Annotated in this window: 18 protein-coding genes and 1 tRNA gene; 10 read left to right on the forward strand and 9 right to left on the reverse strand. The window is 66.6% G+C overall.

What is annotated here, in order from left to right; genetic code table 11:
- Nucleotides 1-43 precede the first annotated feature (43 nt).
- Entirely contained in the window at nt 44-670 is a 627-nt protein-coding gene (gene orn, locus ACKAE7_RS06510) for an oligoribonuclease (protein ID WP_188729280.1), read from the reverse strand.
- A gap of 149 nt (nt 671-819) precedes the next feature.
- Here orn and mptB point away from each other — a divergent pair, with 149 nt between their 5' ends.
- Nucleotides 820-2376 (forward strand): polyprenol phosphomannose-dependent alpha 1,6 mannosyltransferase MptB, encoded by a 1557-nt coding sequence (gene mptB / locus ACKAE7_RS06515; protein ID WP_188808683.1) that lies wholly within the window; start codon nt 820-822, stop codon nt 2374-2376.
- Here the strand turns inward: mptB and ACKAE7_RS06520 are convergent.
- Nucleotides 2369-3073, reverse strand: coding sequence for a DNA alkylation repair protein (locus ACKAE7_RS06520; protein ID WP_408978741.1), 705 nt, complete (start codon nt 3071-3073; stop codon nt 2369-2371). The genes mptB and ACKAE7_RS06520 overlap by 8 nt on opposite strands.
- 123 nt (nt 3074-3196) lie before the next feature.
- Here ACKAE7_RS06520 and ACKAE7_RS06525 point away from each other — a divergent pair, with 123 nt between their 5' ends.
- Nucleotides 3197-4099, forward strand: coding sequence for an aldose 1-epimerase family protein (locus ACKAE7_RS06525; RefSeq protein ID WP_408978742.1), 903 nt, complete (start codon nt 3197-3199; stop codon nt 4097-4099).
- Here ACKAE7_RS06525 and ACKAE7_RS06530 read toward each other — a convergent pair.
- Entirely contained in the window at nt 4096-4869 is a 774-nt protein-coding gene (locus ACKAE7_RS06530; protein WP_408978743.1) for an alpha/beta hydrolase, read from the reverse strand. The two genes, ACKAE7_RS06525 and ACKAE7_RS06530, sit on opposite strands and share 4 nt — an antisense overlap.
- A 2-nt stretch (nt 4870-4871) precedes the next feature.
- The gene (locus ACKAE7_RS06535; protein ID WP_191035944.1) at nt 4872-5960 is read right to left on the reverse strand and encodes a substrate-binding domain-containing protein; all 1089 of its coding nucleotides are present in this window, start codon (nt 5958-5960) and stop codon (nt 4872-4874) included.
- A 170-nt stretch (nt 5961-6130) separates the two neighbouring features.
- On the opposite strand from ACKAE7_RS06535, the gene ACKAE7_RS06540 reads away from it, so the two are divergent.
- Genes ACKAE7_RS06540 through ACKAE7_RS06550 form a run of 3 tightly spaced genes read left to right on the forward strand, consistent with a single transcriptional unit; the run spans nt 6131 to nt 9359 of the window.
- The gene (locus ACKAE7_RS06540) at nt 6131-7300 is read left to right on the forward strand and encodes a Gfo/Idh/MocA family protein (RefSeq protein WP_190612206.1); all 1170 of its coding nucleotides are present in this window, start codon (nt 6131-6133) and stop codon (nt 7298-7300) included.
- Nucleotides 7300-8514 (forward strand): dihydrodipicolinate synthase family protein, encoded by a 1215-nt coding sequence (locus tag ACKAE7_RS06545; RefSeq protein ID WP_408978744.1) that lies wholly within the window; start codon nt 7300-7302, stop codon nt 8512-8514. Before ACKAE7_RS06540 ends, ACKAE7_RS06545 begins: the two co-directional genes overlap by 1 nt.
- Nucleotides 8511-9359: a sugar phosphate isomerase/epimerase family protein gene (locus ACKAE7_RS06550; protein WP_408978745.1), complete on the forward strand. Its 849-nt coding sequence runs from the start codon at nt 8511-8513 to the stop codon at nt 9357-9359. Before ACKAE7_RS06545 ends, ACKAE7_RS06550 begins: the two co-directional genes overlap by 4 nt.
- A 119-nt stretch (nt 9360-9478) precedes the next feature.
- Here the strand turns inward: ACKAE7_RS06550 and xylB are convergent, their stop codons facing one another.
- Complete coding sequence (gene xylB, locus ACKAE7_RS06555; RefSeq protein ID WP_408978746.1) at nt 9479-10897, reverse strand: xylulokinase; 1419 nt, start codon at nt 10895-10897, stop codon at nt 9479-9481.
- 4 nt (nt 10898-10901) lie between these two features.
- The gene (gene xylA / locus ACKAE7_RS06560; RefSeq protein WP_190612217.1) at nt 10902-12089 is read right to left on the reverse strand and encodes a xylose isomerase; all 1188 of its coding nucleotides are present in this window, start codon (nt 12087-12089) and stop codon (nt 10902-10904) included.
- 132 nt (nt 12090-12221) lie between these two features.
- Between xylA and ACKAE7_RS06565 the strand changes: the two genes are divergently transcribed.
- Nucleotides 12222-13448, forward strand: coding sequence for an ROK family protein (locus tag ACKAE7_RS06565; protein ID WP_408978747.1), 1227 nt, complete (start codon nt 12222-12224; stop codon nt 13446-13448).
- Nucleotides 13449-13569: 121 nt separating this feature from the next.
- Here the strand turns inward: ACKAE7_RS06565 and ACKAE7_RS06570 are convergent.
- Nucleotides 13570-13645, reverse strand: a tRNA-Arg gene (locus ACKAE7_RS06570).
- Between the two features lie 38 nt (nt 13646-13683).
- Complete coding sequence (locus ACKAE7_RS06575; protein WP_408978748.1) at nt 13684-13872, reverse strand: hypothetical protein; 189 nt, start codon at nt 13870-13872, stop codon at nt 13684-13686.
- Between ACKAE7_RS06575 and ACKAE7_RS06580 the strand changes: the two genes are divergently transcribed.
- The 3 genes from ACKAE7_RS06580 to ettA all read left to right on the forward strand — a co-directional run bounded on the left by ACKAE7_RS06580 (nt 13862) and on the right by ettA (nt 16949).
- The gene (locus ACKAE7_RS06580; RefSeq protein WP_408978749.1) at nt 13862-14425 is read left to right on the forward strand and encodes a single-stranded DNA-binding protein; all 564 of its coding nucleotides are present in this window, start codon (nt 13862-13864) and stop codon (nt 14423-14425) included. The genes ACKAE7_RS06575 and ACKAE7_RS06580 overlap by 11 nt on opposite strands.
- A 132-nt stretch (nt 14426-14557) precedes the next feature.
- Nucleotides 14558-15214, forward strand: coding sequence for a DUF6993 domain-containing protein (locus ACKAE7_RS06585; protein WP_229666248.1), 657 nt, complete (start codon nt 14558-14560; stop codon nt 15212-15214).
- A 52-nt stretch (nt 15215-15266) separates the two neighbouring features.
- Nucleotides 15267-16949, forward strand: a complete 1683-nt coding sequence (gene ettA / locus ACKAE7_RS06590) for an energy-dependent translational throttle protein EttA (RefSeq protein WP_188808694.1) — start codon at nt 15267-15269, stop codon at nt 16947-16949.
- A 125-nt stretch (nt 16950-17074) separates the two neighbouring features.
- Here ettA and ACKAE7_RS06595 read toward each other — a convergent pair whose 3' ends face one another.
- Nucleotides 17075-18055 (reverse strand): acyl-CoA thioesterase II, encoded by a 981-nt coding sequence (locus ACKAE7_RS06595; RefSeq protein ID WP_188808695.1) that lies wholly within the window; start codon nt 18053-18055, stop codon nt 17075-17077.
- 63 nt (nt 18056-18118) lie between these two features.
- Between ACKAE7_RS06595 and ACKAE7_RS06600 the strand changes: the two genes are divergently transcribed.
- Nucleotides 18119-18778: a hypothetical protein gene (locus ACKAE7_RS06600; RefSeq protein ID WP_190612226.1), complete on the forward strand. Its 660-nt coding sequence runs from the start codon at nt 18119-18121 to the stop codon at nt 18776-18778.
- The last annotated feature ends 12 nt before the right edge of the window (nt 18779-18790 follow it).

An 18790-nucleotide genomic window follows, 5' to 3' on the forward strand; every position in this document is an offset into this window, starting at 1 on the left:
CTTTTGCCGTTTTCACGGAAAAAACCCCGAAAGGTGGCGCAGATTACGTTTCAGGCTGCCCGTCTCCGGCCGCCGTGATGCGCTTGGCGATCCGCTGCGCTGTGGCGCTGTCCGGTCCCGGGGAGGGCACAAACACAGCCTCGCGGTAGTAGCGGAGCTCGTCAATGGAGTCCTTGATGTCCCCCAGGGCGCGGTGCCCGCCCTTCTTCGCCGGCGACTGGAAGTAGGCTCGGGCGAACCAGCGGCGCGAAAGCTCCTTGATGGTGCTGACGTCAATCACCCTGTAGTGCAGGTGCTCCACTACTGCGGGCATGTCGCGGGACAGGAACACCCGGTCGGTCCCCACGGAGTTGCCGCCCAGCGGTGCCTTGCGGGGGTCCGGGACCCATTTGGAGATGTATTCCATGACGGCGGCCTCGGCCTCGGCCATTGTCTTGCCGTGGGGGAGTTCCTTAAGGAGCCCGGACTTCGTGTGCATGTCCCGGACAAAGTCGTTCATCTGGGCCAGCGCGGCGTCATCGGGTTTGATGACCACATCGACGCCGTCGCCAAGGATGTTCAGTTCCGAATCGGTGACCAGGGCCGCCACCTCGATCAGGGCATCGTTCTTGATGTCCAGACCGGTCATTTCACAGTCGATCCAGACGATTCGTTCGTTAGATATAGGCACCGGACCAGCCTACCGTTTCACCTCCCGGCCACCGGCCGGTGCTAGGATTTCGGAGACGCGGCGGGTCGTGCCGCTCCGTGGTGACGCGCCCCGGCCGGTTCCATCCCGCCAGGCGGAACCGCAAACGAGAAAGATTGGACGTTCCTGAGATGACGGCGCCTGTGCCTGCGACGAGGGAGACGGCGGCCGCCGCTACTGCCGCAGCGGGCGGTGCGGAAGTGGATAATCCCCGTTCCCCGCTCCTTGCCGGATTCGTGGGCTCCATGTTCATGCTGATCGGATCCCTGGGCGTGGGCTGGCTGGCTCCGGTTTCGGAACTCCGCCGGATGCCGTTGTTCATCTGGATGCGTGCTGAAGCTGCCGGCGTGGCCCTTTCCATCATCCTGCTGGCCGTCGGCGGCATGCTCCTGGTGCGCGCCTGGCTCAGGCTCGGGCAGAGGGTGCGTGTGTGGGGCGTCGAGGCACGCAAAGCCACCCTGATGGCTGTCGTGGCATGGGGGTTGCCCATGATGTTCAGCGTGCCCCTCTTCAGCCGGGACGTCTACGCCTACATCGGGCAGGGCCGGCTGATGGTGGAGGGCTTCAACCCGTACGAGAACGGCATCTCGGCACTGTCCAACTACTTCCAGCTGGGCGCGGACAAGATGTGGACCGAAGCCCCCGTTCCTTACGGCCAGCTCTTTTTGTGGATCGAGCAGTTTGTTGTCTGGTCCACCAACGTCCAGCCCGAGGCCAGCGTGATGCTGTTCCGCCTGGTGGCGCTTGCAGGAGTTGTGCTGTGCGTTATCTACGTTCCCAAGCTCGCTGAGCTCCACGGCGTCAACCCGCACCGTGCCCTGTGGCTGACTGCCGCCAACCCGCTGTTCCTGACGAACTTCATCGCCAGCGTCCACAATGACGCCCTGATGATCGGACTGGCACTGGCCGGACTCTATTACTCCGCCACCCACAGGGTTGTCCGCGGCGTTGTCCTGGTGACCCTCTCCATCGCCATAAAGCCCATCACCATCGTGTTCCTGCCGTTCATTGGGCTTCTGTGGGCGGGCAAGGACGCGGGCTGGGTCCGGAAGTTCACGTTCTGGGGCCTGACGGCAGCGCTAAGCCTGGGCATCCTGGCCGCGATGAGCCTGGTCAACGGTTTCGGCTTCGGCTGGATCAATGGCCTCTCAGCCCCGGGGAGCATCTCCATCTGGTACGCGCCTGTGGGGCTGATCGGCATGGTGGTCGCCTCGCTGGCCAACTCGTTCGGACTCGACGGTGCCACCCTGGCAGGTTTTGTGTCCGACGCCGGGAAGCTGCTTGCCGTGGGTGTCATCGCCTGGCAGATCTTCCGCGGGGACCATGACCGGCTGATCCGCCGCCTCACCCTTGCCTTTGCCGCCGTGGTCCTGCTGGCTCCCATGATCCAGTCCTGGTACGTCGTCTGGCTGATACCGCTCTTCGCCGTGACCGGCATCAGGAACGACTGGCAGGTCAAAGCGCTCTACTTTGTTGTCTCCTTCTTCATGATCTATGCCATTTCGGACCAGCTGGAAGTCTTCCCCTACCTGCAGACCGAGGACCTGGGATTTGCGCTCGCCCTGGCACGCGTGGCCGCGGCCGTGACCGGCCTGCTCTTCGGCCTGTACCTGATTTTCTGGGATCCGCGCACCCGCCGGCTGTTCCGCAAGACCCACGGGAACGTCGTCGAACGCCCCGTTATATAGCCGGCGCCAGGTGGCGGACCGCCTCTTTTCGGGTCAGGGGACTCATGGCTGCGGCGTGTCCAGCCACAAAGGCGGCCACCCACCCAGGGTCCGTTTTGCCGTACTCGCGCAGTGCCCAGCCTAGGGCCTTCCGGATGAAGAACTCCGGGTCCGCCAGGTTCGCTTCCACAACGCGCGCCAGCAGCACGGGATCAGTTGCGGCCTTCGCCTTGAGCTGCGACAGGATGGCGGCCCGCCGGATCCAGAAGTCCGGATCGGTGCTCCAGCGGAGCAGCACGCCCGTCATCTCCGCCCGGTTGGCCTGGAGAAGCCCGCACAGCCGTCCAGCCGTGCCGTCCACAAAATCCCACCAGGCGCCACTGCGGATGAATTCCTCGTAGACCGGCAGCATGCCCATGTCCCCGGCAGCCAGTCGGTTGGCGGTCAGGTCGATTGCTGCATACCGTTCCTCCCGCGCAGTTGCGCCGCGCCACAGCTCCAGGGCAGTGGCACGGAGCTGGCCCGGCGACTCGAAGGGGGCCCCGGCGGCCGCCGTTGATGCGATTCGGCGCACCTCGGGCACGCGCACTCCGAGGCAGGGCATTGTGGACTTCATGTAGGCCCTCGCACCGGCTCCCCGCACGGGATCGGACCGTTCCTGCAGCGCCATGCGGATGGCAGAGAGCACCCGGACATTCACCGCGTCCCTATGGTTCATGGTGCAACTTTAGCCAGCACGGGGGAGCGGCAGAGCAGGTGCGGCGTTGCTGCTGGAGGAGATCTGCGCAGGTGCGCTAGGCTGGTTAGCGCTAACAAGAACGTCCCTGCCCTGAGGAGTTCCATGCCATCCACGGAACACAGTATTGCCAGCGGCCCCTACACTGCGCTCGTCACAACCCGCGGGGGCGCGCTGCGGGAGTTGCGGCACCAGGGACGGGATCTCGTGGTGGGTTTTGGTCCGGAGGGGCGCATCCCCGACTACCGCGGAGTCATCTGCGTGCCGTGGCCCAACCGGCTGGCGGACGGCAGGTACACTTACGCCGGCAAGGACTTCGAAGCTGTGATCAACGAGCCCGAGCGCGGCTCCGCACTGCACGGGCTCGCCACCGGGCAGGACTGGGAGCTGCGGCAGGCAGCCGCGGACTCGGTGGTGCTGGCCTGCAGGATCGGCGCCGGCCGGAACTACCCGTCCGACCTGGAGGTCTCCGTGACCTATTCGCTGGGTCCTGGCGGGCTGCGCAGCACGGTGAGCACGGTGAATGTTGGACAGGCCACCGCCCCCTACGGAGTGTGCCCGCATCCGTATCTGGTGGCAGGGCAAGGGAAACTGGATGACTGGACCCTGGAACTGCCGGCGCACGAATTCCTGGAAGTGACGCCGGACAGGCTGCTCCCGACAGGCATGAAGAGCGTGGAACGGCACGAATTCGACTTCCGCAGCCCCCGCCGGCTTGGTTCCCTGAAGATCGACCACGCCTTCACCGGGATCTCCCGGGACAAACAGGGGGTGGCCCGCGTCCGGGTACAGGACCCGGCGGGAACGGGCGTGGAACTGGAATGGGGTGCCGAGTGGCCATGGGTGCAAATCCACACCGCCGACAAACCCGTGGGTCCGGACCGCCTGGGACTGGCCGTCGAGCCCATGACCTGCCCGCCGGACGCCTTCAACTCAGGCACTGACCTGCTCCACCTCAAGCCCGGGGAGACGCACGCGGCGTCCTGGACCATCCGGGCACTTGGCTAGTCCCGGCCGCCTGCCGCGGAAGGCGGGGAGGCCCAGCCCGCTCGTTCCAGCCAGGCGGCGCACAGCCGCGTCCACTGGTCCGGCCCCGGTTCCTCCGCCGCGAGGCCAAGGCCATGGCGCCCGCGGGGAAAGACGTGCAGTTCAGCAGGAACGCCGGCCCGCATGAGTGCCCCCGCGTAGTCCAGGCTGTGGCTGGCCGGGATGGCCGCGTCATCCGCAGTGTGCCAGACGAACGCCGGAGGGGTTGCTGCCGTCACGTTCCGTTCTGCGGAGAGTTCATCAAGAAGGTCCGACGACGGCGCGCTGCCAAGGAGGTTGTCCACCGACCCCTGGTGCACGGACTGCGTATAGGACACTACGGGGTAGCACAGCACGGTCAGGTCCGGGACAGCTTCCGGCACGTCCAGGCGGGCGCTTCCGGTTGACGTGGATGTGGACAGCGTGGCGGCAAGGTGCCCGCCGGCGGAAAAGCCGAGGACGCCCACCCGGTCCGGATCCACTGCGAGGCCGTGGGATCCGTTGCGGATATGCAGCATGGCCTCCTTGGCGTCCTCCAGGGGTGCCGGGTGCCGGTCAGGTGCCACGCGGTACCTCAGCACGAACGCGTGGATACCCAGGGCGGCGAGCCACTCGCCCACAGGCTCGGCTTCGTGGTCGGCCTGGCGGGCATAGCCGCCGCCGGGCAGGACCAGGATGGCCGGACTGGTCCCTCCCGCACCCCGGCTACCGGCCGGGTGATGGGCTGGGATGCTCGTCAATGCGGACTTCATTCCTAGGCCACCGCCTCGGTGCTGCGCCGAAGCGTCACTTCACCGGTGACGGTCGGCTGTTCTTCGTCCTCGTCTGCATCGCTGCCGCCGGAAAGGCGGGCCGTAGCCCGGGTTGCAAGCCGGCCGATTTCCTCCAGCGGCAGCCGTACGGTGGAGAGTGCGGGGCGGAAGTCCCGCAGAGTTTCGATGTCGTCGAAGCCGGCGATAGTGGCGTCCCTGGGTATCCGAAGCCCTTCAGCGCGCAGTGCCGCCGAGGCGCCGATGGCCATGACGTCATTAACGGCGAAGATGCACAGCTTGGGGGCCGCGGCGTCCCCGCCCCCGGACGCGCCGGCCTTGATCCTGGCCGCCAGCTGGAGGCCGGCTTCATAGCCGCCCGCGCGGTTGAAGGCCGTGCGCAGGATCTCGGCGGGTGCGCGGCCTGCCCGGGCCAGGCCTTCCTGGAAGCCACGGATCCGGTCGTCGGACGTGAGGAGGCCTTCCGGGCCGCCGATAATGACGAAATCTCCGTCCCGGCCGGCAGCGAGTTCACCTGCCAGGGCCCCCGCGAGCTCCTGGTTGGGCACAGCCACTACGTGATAGCCCTCCGCTGCGGTGGCGCCGACCACCGGGTGGCCCACGACGGCCACCCTGCCGCCGTTGCGGCAGTACCGGTCAAGCTCCGCCGCGAGTTCAGTGTTGTCGTCCTGGTCCTCTGTCCGGCACGAGCGGGATCCCGCAATGACGATCGAGTCGGCACGCCGGGCAGCGAAGGCTGCAACGGCTTCGCGCTCCTCGCCGGGGGCCCCGCCGGTGGTGGCCAGGAGCACCATCTTGCGCTGCTCCCGGGCGGCAGCCTGGACGCCCCTGGCTATGGCTGCGAAATAGGGGTCGGCGATGTCGTGGACGATCAGGCCGATGAGGCCCGAGCTGGATTTCGCGAGCCCCTGGGCCTGGGCATTGGGAATGTACCCCAGGGATTCGGCCGCCTGGCGCACCCGGTCCGCGATGTCCTTGCCCGGCTTGCGTGCCGAGCCGTTCAACACCCGGGACGCGGTGGCGGGGGAGACCCCGGCCAGCCGGGCCACCTCGGTAAGGGTACTTGCAGCCACAGGATCTCCTGGATAACGGGGGCCAATAAGGGGTCACAACATTATGGCAGTTTGAAGTTCTTCCGGAAAGCGCTTGCCAACTGTTACCGCCTCGGTGCATCATTGTCGTAGTGGGAATGCGCTTTCCCAGACCAGCTTGAGTACAACTGCTCACTCACCGTGGAGGACACATGGGCTTCGAAACAAAAACCATCCGCATCGCCATGAACGGCATCACCGGACGGATGGGCTACCGCCAGCACCTGCTGCGGTCCATCCTTCCCATCCGCGATGCAGGCGGATTCACCCTGGAAGACGGCACCCGCGTCCAGGTTGAACCCATCCTCGTGGGCCGGAACGAAGCCAAGATCCGCGAACTCGCCGAAAAGCATAAGGTCGCTGAATGGACCACGGACCTGGAATCGGTCATCAACGATCCCACCGTGGATGTCATCTTCGACGCCTCCATGACCAGCCTCCGCGCAGCCACCCTGAAGAAGGCAATGCTCGCCGGAAAGCACATCTTCACCGAGAAGCCCACGGCGGAAACCCTTGAAGAGGCCATCGAACTTGCCCGCATCGGCAAGGATGCCGGCGTCACGGCCGGCGTCGTGCACGACAAGCTGTACCTGCCCGGCCTGGTCAAGCTGCGCCGCCTGGTGGACGAAGGCTTCTTCGGCCGCATCCTTTCCATCCGCGGGGAGTTCGGCTACTGGGTCTTCGAAGGCGACATCCAGGCCGCGCAGCGCCCCTCCTGGAACTACCGCAAGGAAGACGGCGGTGGAATGACCACTGACATGTTCTGCCACTGGAATTACGTCCTTGAGGGCATCATCGGCAAGGTCAAGAGCGTCAACGCCAAGACCGCCACCCACATCCCGGCGCGCTGGGACGAGGCAGGCAAGGAATACAAGGCCACGGCGGATGACGCCTCCTACGGCATCTTCGAGCTCGAGACCCCGGGCGGCGACGAAGTCATCGGCCAGATCAACTCGTCCTGGGCAGTGCGCGTCTACCGCGATGAACTGGTGGAGTTCCAGGTTGACGGTACCCACGGCTCCGCCGTCGCAGGCCTGAACAAGTGCGTCGCCCAGCAGCGCGCCCACACCCCCAAGCCGGTCTGGAACCCGGACCTGCCCGTCACCGAGTCCTTCCGCGACCAGTGGCAGGAAGTCCCGGCCAATGCCGAGCTGGACAACGGCTTCAAGCTGCAGTGGGAAGAATTCCTCCGCGACGTCGTCGCCGGCCGCGAGCACCGCTTCGGGCTGCTTTCCGCCGCCCGCGGCGTCCAGCTTGCCGAACTCGGCCTGAAGTCCAACGATGAACGCCGCACCCTCGATATCCCGGAGATCACCCTCTAATGACCTCGCTCATCCTTCCCTCCCACGACGGCGGCACCCGCGAATACCGGCTGCAGGGCGGCACCTCCTGGGCCCGCCCCACCGCCCCGCTGACTGCCCGGCGTGCCTACGCTGCCGCGCACGTCATCCCGGAAGTCCTCGCTGACAACACCCCCGGCGCCCCAGCCCGGCTCGACTGGGACGCAACCATGGCCTACCGCCATGAGCTGTGGTCCTACGGGCTCGGCGTGGCAGATGCCATGGACACCGCCCAGCGGGGCATGGGCCTTGACTGGGCAGCCACCCAGCAGCTCATCAAGCGGACAGGCGTCGAGGCAGCCTCGGTGGTCTCAGCCGGAAACGCGGCGACAGCCGGGAAGTCGGTCCGGGACCTGGTCTCCTGCGGCGCCGGCACGGACCAGCTGGACATCGACTCCCTGCCGGCCGGCGAAGCCGGCATCAAGGCCGTGCTTGAGGCCTACCGCGAACAGATCGCCGTGATCACCGAAGCCGGCCCCAAGGTCATCCTGATGGCCTCGCGTGCCCTGGCCAAGGTTGCCAACGGCCCTGACGACTACCTGAAGGTCTACTCCACCCTGCTGCAGGAAGTGGACCAGCCGGTGATCCTCCACTGGCTTGGCACCATGTTTGATCCCGCCCTGGCCGGCTACTGGGGTTCGGACGATGTCGCAACCGCCACCGGGACATTCCTGGGCCTCATCAAGGACCATGCGGACAAGGTGGACGGCGTCAAGGTCTCCCTGCTGGATGCCGGCCATGAGGTTGCCCTCCGCGCGGCCCTCCCCGACGGCGTCCGCCTCTACACCGGCGACGACTTCAACTACCCCGAACTGATCGACGGCGACGGCACCCACCACTCGGACGCCCTCCTGGGCATCTTCGCAGCCATCTACCCGGCCGCCTCGGTGGCACTGCACAACTACGACGCCGGCAACGCCGCCAAGGCACGCGAAATCCTGGACTCCACGCGGGAACTGGGCAAGCACATCTTCAGCGCCCCCACGTTCTACTACAAGACCGGTATCGCGTTTATGTCCTGGCTCAACGGCAGGCAGCCCGGCTTCCAGATGGTGGGCGGCCTGCACTCCGGCCGGTCCGTGTGCCACCTTGCCAGGACCTTCGAACTGGCGGACCAGGCCGGCCTGCTGAGGGACCCCGCACTGGCTGCGTTCCGGATGTCCGACTACCTGCGGATCAACGGGGTGGGCGTGTGACCAGCACTTCAGATTTCGCGCGCCTCTCCATCAACAGCGCCACCACCAAGAAGTGGACCCTCGCCCAGGTGGTAGACGGCTGCGTCAACGCCGGGATCCCCGCCATCGGTCCCTGGCGCGACCGCGTGGAGGAAGCCGGCCTGGACAAGGCGGCCCGCCTGATCAAGGACGCCGGCCTTCGCGTTTCCTCCCTGTGCCGGGGCGGATTCCTCACCGCGCCGGACACGGAGGGGCAGGCCGCGGCACTCGCGGACAACCGGGCGGCCATCCTGGAAGCCGTCGCGCTGGACACCCGGGAGCTGTTCCTGGTGGTCGGCGGGCTGGCTCCGGGGGAGAGGGACGTGGTGGCTGCACGCCGTCGGGTCGCGGACCGCCTGGCAGACCTGGTCCCCTTCGCAGAGGAGAACGGGGTCCGCCTGGTCCTGGAGCCGCTGCACCCGATGTACGCCGCGGACCGTGCCCTGATCTCCACCCTGGGACAGGCGCTGGACCTTGCGGCACCGTTCGACGCCTCCACGGTGGGCGTCGCCGTCGACACTTTCCATGTCTGGTGGGATCCCGAACTCAAGGCGCAGATTGCACGCGCCGGCCGGGAGAACCGCATCGCTTCCTACCAGGTGTGCGACTTCAACATGCCCATCGCTGCCGATCCGCTGCTGTCCCGCGGATATATGGGCGACGGTGTGGTGGACTTCGCCACCATCGGCACCTGGGTGCGCGACGCCGGGTACACCGGTGACATCGAAGTGGAAATCTTCAATCAGGAGATCTGGGACACGGACGGCAACACAGTCCTGTCCACAGTGAAGGACCGCTACGCGGAGCTTGTCCTCCCGTACGCCTGACACGCTCTGGATCTCCTGTCCAGACCGCGGGCTCCTGCTAACGTCACGGCAGGAGCCTGCGCCCCACCAAAAAGACCCGGACCGCGTGCGCGGTCCGGGTCTTTTCCATGCGCCGGGTGCTAGGCGTGCATCGAGGCGAACCGGCGGTAGCGGGCCAGCACGCCGGCGTCGTCCTTGCCTCCGGGGAGGTCGACGGCGTCAAGCGCCCACTGCGGGAAGTGTCCGGTGAGTGCCCCGGCGGCCTGGCGGGCGGCGCCGTCGGCCACGTACTCGCCGGGGCTCGGCACGCTGATGTCGATTCCCAGCAGCTGTGCCGCCGCCTGCTGAACGGCCGTGGACTGGGCGCCGCCGCCCACCAGTATGACCCGGCGGGCCTCCACCCCCTGGTCCTGGAGGGCTGCCAGCCCGTCCGCCAGGGAACAGACAACACCTTCGACGGCGGCACGCGCCAGGTTGGCAGGCGTATAGTTCCCGCGGGTAATGCCGTGCAGCGAGCCGGTGGCATCCGGCAGGTTGGGGGTGCGCTCGCCGTCGAAATAGGGCACCAGAGTCAGGCCGCCGGCGCCGCTTTCGGCTGACAGCGCCAGCTCGTTGAACTCCCCGATGCCCACGCCCAGCAGTGCGGCCGTGGCATCAAAAACGCGGGTGGCGTTCAGCGTGCACACCAGCGGGAGGTAGTGCCCTGCGGCGTCGGCGAACCCGGCCACCAGCCCGGACGGATCGGCGGCCGGCGTGCCGGACACGGCAAAGACAGTGCCGGACGTACCCAGCGACATCACCACATCGCCCACGCCGGCGCCGACACCCAGTGCCGCTGCCGCATTATCCCCGGCACCCGCGGCAACGAGGACGCCTGAGGAAGCCTTGCCCGCCACGTCCAGGGGACCCAGGACGTCGGGAAGGTGCGGAACATGCCCCAGCGACGTTTTCAGGACCTCCGGCAGGTACGCGCCCGTCGCCGTCGAGTAGTAGCCCGTCCCGGAGGCATCCGACCGGTCCGTGGCCAGCGCCTCAAGGTTCCCGGGACCGCTGCCGGGGCCGTGGCCCAGCAGCCGCCAGGTCAGCCAGTCGTGCGGCAGGCACACGGCCGCTGTCTTCGCCGCATTGTCCGGCTCGTTCGCAGCCAGCCAGTGCAGCTTGGTCAGCGTCAGCGACGCTACCGGGACGGTGCCAGTGGCGCTGGCCCAGTAGCGGGCGCCGGCGGCAGCGTCGCCGTCGCCCGCGGTGGCAATCAGTTCCTTCGCCGCACCGGCGCTCCGCGTGTCGTTCCACAGCAGCGCAGGCCTGACCACTTCGCCTTCGCTGTCCAGGCAGACCATGCCGTGCTGCTGGCCCCCAATGGAGACTGCAGCCACGTCCTCCAGCCCACCGGCCGCTGCCACTGCCTCCTGAAGGGCAGTCCACCAATGGTCGGGGTGGACTTCGGTGCCCTCAGGGTGGCTGGCCCGGCCCTGGCGGACCAGTGCTCCGGTGTCCGCGTCACGGATCACCACTTTGCAGGACTGGGTGGAGCTGTCGATGCCTGCTACGAGTGCCATATCTTTAGCGTGCGTTGAGGAGGTGTTCGATGGCGAGCTGGTTGAGGCGGACGAATGCGAAGGAGCGTTCGGCGGCTTTGTCGGCGTTGAAGTCTTCGAAGGCGGTGGTGTCGGCGAGCAGGTCGGCGGTGGTTTCGCCGGCGGCGAGGGTGGGCTCGCCGAGCTCGAAGACGCCGGAGGCGGTGAGGGCTTCCTGGACCTGCGGGTCGGCGCGGAAGGCGAGGGCGCGTTCCTTGAGCAGGAGGTACATGGACATGTTGGACTTCGCGGATTCCCAAACGCCGTCGTAGCCGTCGGTGCGGGAGGGCTTGTAGTCGAAGTGGCGGGGGCCGTCGTAGCGGGGTCCGCCGCCGGGGAAGCCGTTCTCGAGCAGGTCAACGGTGAAGAAGGCGCTGGTGAGGTCGCCGTGGCCGAACACGAGGTCCTGGTCGTACTTGATGCCGCGCTGGCCGTTGAGGTCGATATGGAAGAGCTTGCCGGCCCACAGTGCCTGGGCGATGCCGTGCGTGAAGTTCAGTCCGGCCATCTGCTCGTGCCCGGTTTCGGGGTTCAGGCCCACGATGTCGCCGTGTTCGAGCTGTGCGATGAACGCCAGGCCGTGCCCAACGGTGGGGAGGAAGATGTCGCCGCGGGGTTCGTTGGGCTTGGGTTCGAGGGCGATGCGCAGTTTGTAGCCCTTGTCCTTGATGTAGGCGGCGGCGGTGTCCACGCCTTCCTTCATCCGGTCCAGGGCTGCCGAAAGATCCTTGGACCCGTCGTATTCGCTGCCCTCACGCCCGCCCCACATCACGAAGGTTTCGGCGCCGAACTCGGCAGCGGAGTCGATGTTGCGCAGCACCTTGGACAGGGCAAAGCGGCGGATGGAGCGGTCGTTGGAGGTGAAGCCGCCGTCCTTGAACACCGGGTGGCTGAAAAGGTTGGTGGTCACCATCGGGACCTTCAGGCCGGTCTCGGCCAGGGCTGCCTTGAAGTTCTTCAGGATCAGTTCCCGCTCCGAAACCGTGGCATCGAAGGGCACCAGGTCATTGTCGTGGAAGGTGATGCCGTAGGCGCCGAGTTCCGCCAGCCGGTGCACGGCCTCCACGGGATCCAGGTCCGCGCGGGTGGCAACACCGAACGGATCGGCACCGGTCCAGCCAACGGTCCAGAGGCCAAAGGTGAACTTGTCAGCGGGAGTCGGGGAGAGAGTCATGATGCATCCTTGCAGTCAGTTTGCCGCCGGTTGGGCAAGTTAGTTTATCGCTTGAACTATATAAGCGTGACTACGCTAGGGTCAATAGGGGCCGAAGGAAACGGTCCCGGATCGAACCCAAGGAGAGCGGCCATGGCGAGCACCGCACCTGCTACTGCACCGTCCGATGCCGGGGCGCCGGGCAACATGGCGGACGTGCGGCGGAACAACCTCGCCCTGGTCCTTGGCAGGGTGGTGCAGTCACCCGCCGGATTCCACCTGACCCGGGCCCAGCTGGCTGCGGCCACAGGGCTGACAAAAGCATCCGTTTCGAGCATCGTCCTGGATCTCCTGGACGCCGGCATCCTCCGCGAAGTCGGCCTGAGCAGGCAGGGGGAGCGGGGCCGGCCGGGGGTGGGGCTGGAGCTGAATCCGTCACGGGGCGTCATGGGTATGGAGATCAACGTTGATTACATTGCCGCGGGCGTGACGAGCCTCTCCGGGGAGCTCGTGGTGAAAGAGGTCCGGGAAAGGGACAACCGGGACAGTGCAAGCGGCGCCGTGATGTCGGCCCTCGCCGAGCTGGCCTCGGGGGTGCGGCTGGCGGCGTCTGCCCTGGGTGTCGACGTCCTGGGGGGAGGACTTGCCGTTCCCGGCCTTGTTGAGCCCGGCAGTTCGACTGTCACCGTGGCCCCCAACCTGGGCTGGGTGGACACGAAGCTGGATGTGGCCCGATTGCTTCCCGGCGTGCCACTGGGGGTTTCCCTCTTCAACGAGGCCAATGCCGCCGCCCTCGCAGAGCTGGCCCACAGCCCGCACGGGCGGGATTTCCTGTACATCTCGGGCGAAGTGGGCGTTGGCGGCGGGCTGGTCCTGAATTCGGAGCTTTTCACTGGCCCTGAAGGCAATGCCGGGGAGGTGGGGCACATCGTGGTGGACCCCGAGGGCGCACCCTGTTCCTGCGGCGGGACGGGCTGCCTGGAGACTGTCGCGGGCCAGGACGCGATTTTTTCTGCTGCCGGAATCACCGTCAAGGGCCGGACCAGGACCGAAAGCATGGCGGACCTGCTGGGCGCCCTGGCCGCCGGCAGTCCCGCCGCGCTGACGGCCGTGCAGCAGGCGGGGAGGGCGCTGGGGGTTGCCGTGGCATCGGCGTCCCGGGTGGCCAATGTCCGCGCCGTGGTGCTCGGAGGGCACTTCGCCGTCCTTGACCAGTGGCTGCACGGCCCGCTCCTGGAAAGCCTGGCGAAGTACGCGCCCGGTGCGCTTTCCCCCGAACACGTCATGACATCCACGGTGGGGGATGCCGGGGCACTGCTGGGGGCGGCGGGCAGCGTGGTCCGGGCGCTGGTGGAGGCACCGCATCGGCTGCAGGCCTGAAGCGCACCCCGCTGACCTTACGCTTGGCGCTGCTTTGCCGCCGATGCTCCGGGAGCAGAAGTGATGGGGCAGTGGTGACAGAGAGAAACACCCCGGTTCCGTGAACCGGGGTGTTTCTGGTTGGTGCCCCAGGAGGGAATCGAACCCCCGACCGGCGGATTAGAAGGCCGCTGCTCTATCCCCTGAGCTACTGAGGCATTGCCTTCCGGAGCTGATCTCCGGCGCCTCAAAAAGTTTACATTGCCCGGAGCGCCGGCACCGTCACCAGCGCCCCGCCCACCCACTTTTCCTCCACGGGCAGGTACTGGGCCGGGTTGTCCACATAGGCACGCCACGCCCTCGATCCCGAGGAGGGCGACGGCGATGCTGGTTCTGCCGGGTAAAGGCACCACCATTGAAGACAGGACGTAGAGATGAGCGACACCATAACGATCCGGGGCTTCGTTGCCACCGAGATCAAGAGCTCCACAACACCAGGGGGAGTGGCCACCGCTTCTTTCCGGATTGGGTCCACCTCGCGGCGGCGTGACAGGGAAACAGGCACCTGGTCGGATGGGCACACAAACTGGTTCCTGGTCCAGGGCTATCGCCACCTGGCGGGAAGCATCGGCTGCAGCATCAGGAAGGGGCAGCCCGTCATAGTCGTCGGCAAGCTGAAGATCCGCAGTTGGGAAAGGGACGGGCGGGTGTACTACTCGCACACCATTGATGCCGACGCTGTGGGCCACGACCTCACGTGGGGCACGGCCAACTTCATCCGTTCCTCTGCCAAGCCGATCCTTTCGCTCGTGGACCAGGAGCCTCCCCTCGCCGAGGGCGAACACCGTGCCGCAGACGGACCGTTCGAAGAACCTGAAGACAGCGACGAAGACCCGGACGGCGGCGCGGATCCGGCTGTTGCCTTCATCGAGGACACAAATGGCGAAATGGTCCCCTTGGACCTGGAAACGGGGGAACTCGCCGAATCCGGAGTGTAGGAAAGCTGTTGCTGTCGTTTCCATGGCTACCTTTGCGGGCAGGCCACGGCACCCCCGGCCGTGTCCTGCCCGTCGAGGTCTTTCCCGTCCGGTTTGCGGTGGAGATTCACCAGCCCGTGGCAGAATGACTGCATGCGGCTTACCCTCGACTCCCGGCAGATTGTCATGGCGGGAAACCCGCAGGTTGCCCGCGCCGGCTCAAGGAAACCTGCCCGGTTGTCACCGCAGCGCCCCATACGCCGCCTGCTGGCTGCTCTGTCCGTCGCCGCCCTGGCGGGATCCCTCGCAGGCTGCGTCGGCGGGACGCCGTCTGTCAACGAACCCGGTTCAGCAGCGCCTGGAGTTACGGAGCCAGGAGTAGCAGAGCCAGGAATGGCACCGTCACAGGCTGCCGGCTCAGCGGCCGCAGATCAGACAGGCGCCGGCACTCCCGGGACGCAGGACGCCGGACCCCTGGCGGATACCTCCGGGGCCGCCTCGAACGCCTCCGCTGAAGCCGCTGCCACGGAAACTGTCCGGCAGACCGTCACTGACGCGCTGGGCAGACTTGCGGCGGGAACACCCAAACCCGCCACTGCCCAGGTGAGCGATGCACTGACGGGAGCGGGCATTGCGCCTGGGGCCCTTGAAGTGTCGCAGAGCCGGACACCCACAGGCCTGGAAGCAGATGCCATCGAGGCGGCAGTGCTCCAAGGGCGCGACTGCGTGATCGGCCAGGTCCGCGACGGTGCCGTGGCAGTGACCGTCCTGCCTGTCCTGGCCAGCGGCAAGTGCTTTGTAGGCACCTGAGCCTGTCGCGCGGAATGTGAGATATGCCTGCCAACCCACTAGATTTGGAACCATGGCGGAATTTATCTACACAATGACCAAGGCCCGCAAAGCCGTTGGCGAAAAACTTATTCTTGACGACGTAAGCATGTCCTTCTTCCCTGGCGCCAAGATCGGCGTCGTGGGCCCGAACGGTGCCGGTAAGTCCACCATCCTCAAGATCATGGCTGGACTGGACACCCCCTCCAACGGTGAGGCCCGGCTGAGCCCCGGCTACACCGTGGGCATCCTGCTGCAGGAGCCCCCGCTCAACGAAGAAAAAACTGTCCTGGGCAACGTCCAGGAAGGCGTGGGCGAGATCTACGGCAAGATCCAGCGCTTCAACGAAATCTCCGAGGAAATGGCCAGCCCCGACGCTGACTATGACACCCTCCTCGAGGAAATGGGACAGCTGCAGGAAGCCATCGACGCCGCGGAGGCCTGGGACCTGGACTCCCAGCTGGAGCAGGCCATGGATGCCCTCCGCTGCCCGCCGGCGGATGCCGACGTCACCAACCTCTCCGGTGGTGAGCGCCGCCGTGTTGCCCTCTGCAAACTGCTGCTGCAGAAGCCCGACCTGCTGCTGCTGGACGAGCCCACCAACCACCTCGACGCAGAGAGCGTGCTGTGGCTGGAGCAGCACCTGTCCTCCTACGCGGGTGCCGTCCTGGCCGTCACCCACGACCGGTACTTCCTGGACCACGTGGCGGAATGGATCGCCGAAGTGGACCGAGGCCACCTGTACCCCTACGAGGGCAACTACTCCACGTACCTGGAGAAGAAGCGTGCCCGCCTGGAAATCCAGGGCAAGAAGGACGCCAAGCAGGCCAAGCGCCTCAGCGAGGAACTGGAATGGGTCCGCTCCAACGCCAAGGGTCGCCAGACCAAGTCCAAGGCCCGCCTTGCCCGCTATGAGGAGATGGCCGCAGAAGCGGACCGCACCCGCAAGCTGGACTTCGAAGAGATCCAGATCCCGCCGGGACCCCGCCTGGGCGGCCTGGTGCTGGAAGCCAAGAACCTCCAGAAGGGTTTCGAGGACCGCACCCTGATCGACGGACTGTCCTTCAGCCTTCCCCGCAACGGCATCGTGGGCGTCATCGGCCCCAACGGCGTCGGCAAGACCACGCTCTTCAAGACCATCGTGGGGCTTGAGCCGCTCGACGGCGGAGACCTCAAGATCGGCGACTCGGTCAAGATCTCCTACGCGGACCAGAGCCGCGGGGGCATCGACCCCAACAAGTCCCTGTGGGAGGTCGTCTCCGACGGACTCGACTTCATCCAGGTGGGCCAGGTCGAAATGCCGTCCCGCGCCTATGTTGCCGCTTTCGGCTTCAAGGGCCCGGACCAGCAGAAGAAGGCAGGCGTGCTCTCCGGCGGTGAGCGCAACCGCCTGAACCTGGCGCTGACCCTCAAGCAGGGCGGCAACCTGCTGCTCCTCGATGAGCCCACCAACGACCTCGACGTCGAAACCCTCAGCAGCCTGGAGAATGCCCTGCTCGAGTTCCCCGGCTGTGCCGTGGTGGTTTCGCACGACCGCTGGTTCCTGGACCGGGTGGCCACGCACATCCTGGCCTACGAAGGCGACGAGGAGAACCCCTCCAAGTGGTACTGGTTCGAAGGCAACTTCGAATCCTACGAGGAGAACAAGGTGGAGCGCCTCGGCCCGGATGCCGCCAAGCCGCACCGCGTCACGCACCGCCGCCTCACCCGCGACTGACCCGCGGCGGTATAACAAGGGGCACTGCTCCATCACCAGCGCAGGCAGAGACAGTACGGAACAGGCCGGCACCCACGTTGGGTGCCGGCCTGTTACGTGTTCTACGCCGGGCGCGGGATTTCCGGTCAGTCCCGGCCGGCTTTGCGGATCTGGTGCTCCATCACCTTGGACTGGAAGGCGCCCACCACCTTGTTCTTCAGGTCTGTGGGCACCCGGACCATGCCCTCCTGCGCAACGGATGCCACGTGCTGCCCCGCCTGGTTGAAGATCTTCCCTGTCGCCAGCCCGCGGGCGCCCTGCGCACTGGGTGATTCCTGGACATACAGGAGCCACTCGTCCACGCGGGCGGGGCGGTGCCACCACATCGCGTGGTCGAGGCTGGCCACGTTCATTCCGGGGGTGATCCAGCTCAGGCCGTGGCGGCGCAGGATGGACTCAAGGAGGGTGTAGTCGCTGGCGTACGCCAGGGCCGCCCGGTGCAGGTTGGGGTTGTCCGGCATCGGCCCGAAAGTCTTCATCCAGACCGCATTGCGGGCTTCCCGCTGGCCCTTCGCGGAGACGTACAGCGGCGGATCCACGTGCCTGATGTCGAAAGGACGCTCATAGGCCCAGTGCCGCGCCACCGGGTGGTCGAATTTTCCCAGCAGGTCAGCGGTACTGGGCAGCGACTCCGGGTCCGGAATGCCACTGGGCATCGTGGACTGGTGCTCAATCCCCTCATCCTCCCCCTGGAAGGAGGCGATCATCGACAGGATGGGCGTGCCTTCCTGGTAGGCATGGACCCGGCGTGCCGAAAAGGACCGGCCGTCGCGGAGTCGCTGGACGCCGAAGGTGATGGGCTTGTTGGCGTCGCCCGGCCGAAGGAAGTAGCCGTGCATCGAGTGAACAAAACGGTCAGGGGCCACAGTCCTGATGGATGCAACGAGCGACTGGGCCAGGACCTGGCCGCCGAACACCCGGTGGTGGGGCTGCTGCTGTGAAGGTCCCAGGAAGATGTCCTCGTCCGTCCGCGCCCCCTCCAGCTCACCGAGGTCAAGGAGGGAGATGAGCGATGAGGTGGGATCTTCGCTGGGGAGCGCCAGCAGTCCGGCGTCGGCTTCAGTCATGGTTCGACTCTAGACGGCGCCCCGGCACTGCTCAACAAAGCCCCAGCCGGTAGTGTTCTTGGTGTGTCTGATCTCCTCACCTCTTCCTTCCGTTTTGCCGACTCCCAGGATCTTGCCGATCTGAAGACCTTCGCCACGCGGGCAAAAGCCATTGACGACGGCGCCATCCGGCTTCAGGCGGCAGGTTCCGTCCTCGCCGCGTATGTGTGCGTGCTCCGGCCGAGGCTCCTGGGCGAATCGACTCCCACGATCCTCGGGCTACGCACCATGGCCCTGGCAGAACCCTCGGCGACGGATGTGACCGTGGCATTGTCCGCGGTCCTGGACCGTTTGGCCCGCGCCGGCCAGGACGACGTCGAACTTCCCGTTCCGCCGTCCACCGTCACCGAGTCCTGGACAGGTGTGAGCGCCCCGCGGAGCGGGTGGGAGCTGATCGGCTCCCGCTCCGATGCCGAATTAAGGGAAGCCGCCGAGGCAGGCATTGCGGAGGTGGCCGGAATCGTGCCGGACAAGCCCGGTGCCCTGATCGTCAACAACGCCCGCGCAGCGGTGTGGGGCCGGGAACTCGATGCCTCGGGGCTGCCCGCCGGCGCCGCCTTCGCCGCCCTGGCCCTGGGGTTCCTTGCCGATGGCGACCAGAAGCTCTACCGGGCCGGCCGCTGGTTCCGCCTCACGGGCACCCGCGGCCACGTCCTGGCGCGGACCGGAAGCGGACTCCTCTAACCGGCGGTTACG

It is taken from the genome of Pseudarthrobacter sp. NKDBFgelt (assembly GCF_046097905.1).
Classification (GTDB): domain Bacteria; phylum Actinomycetota; class Actinomycetes; order Actinomycetales; family Micrococcaceae; genus Arthrobacter; species Arthrobacter polychromogenes.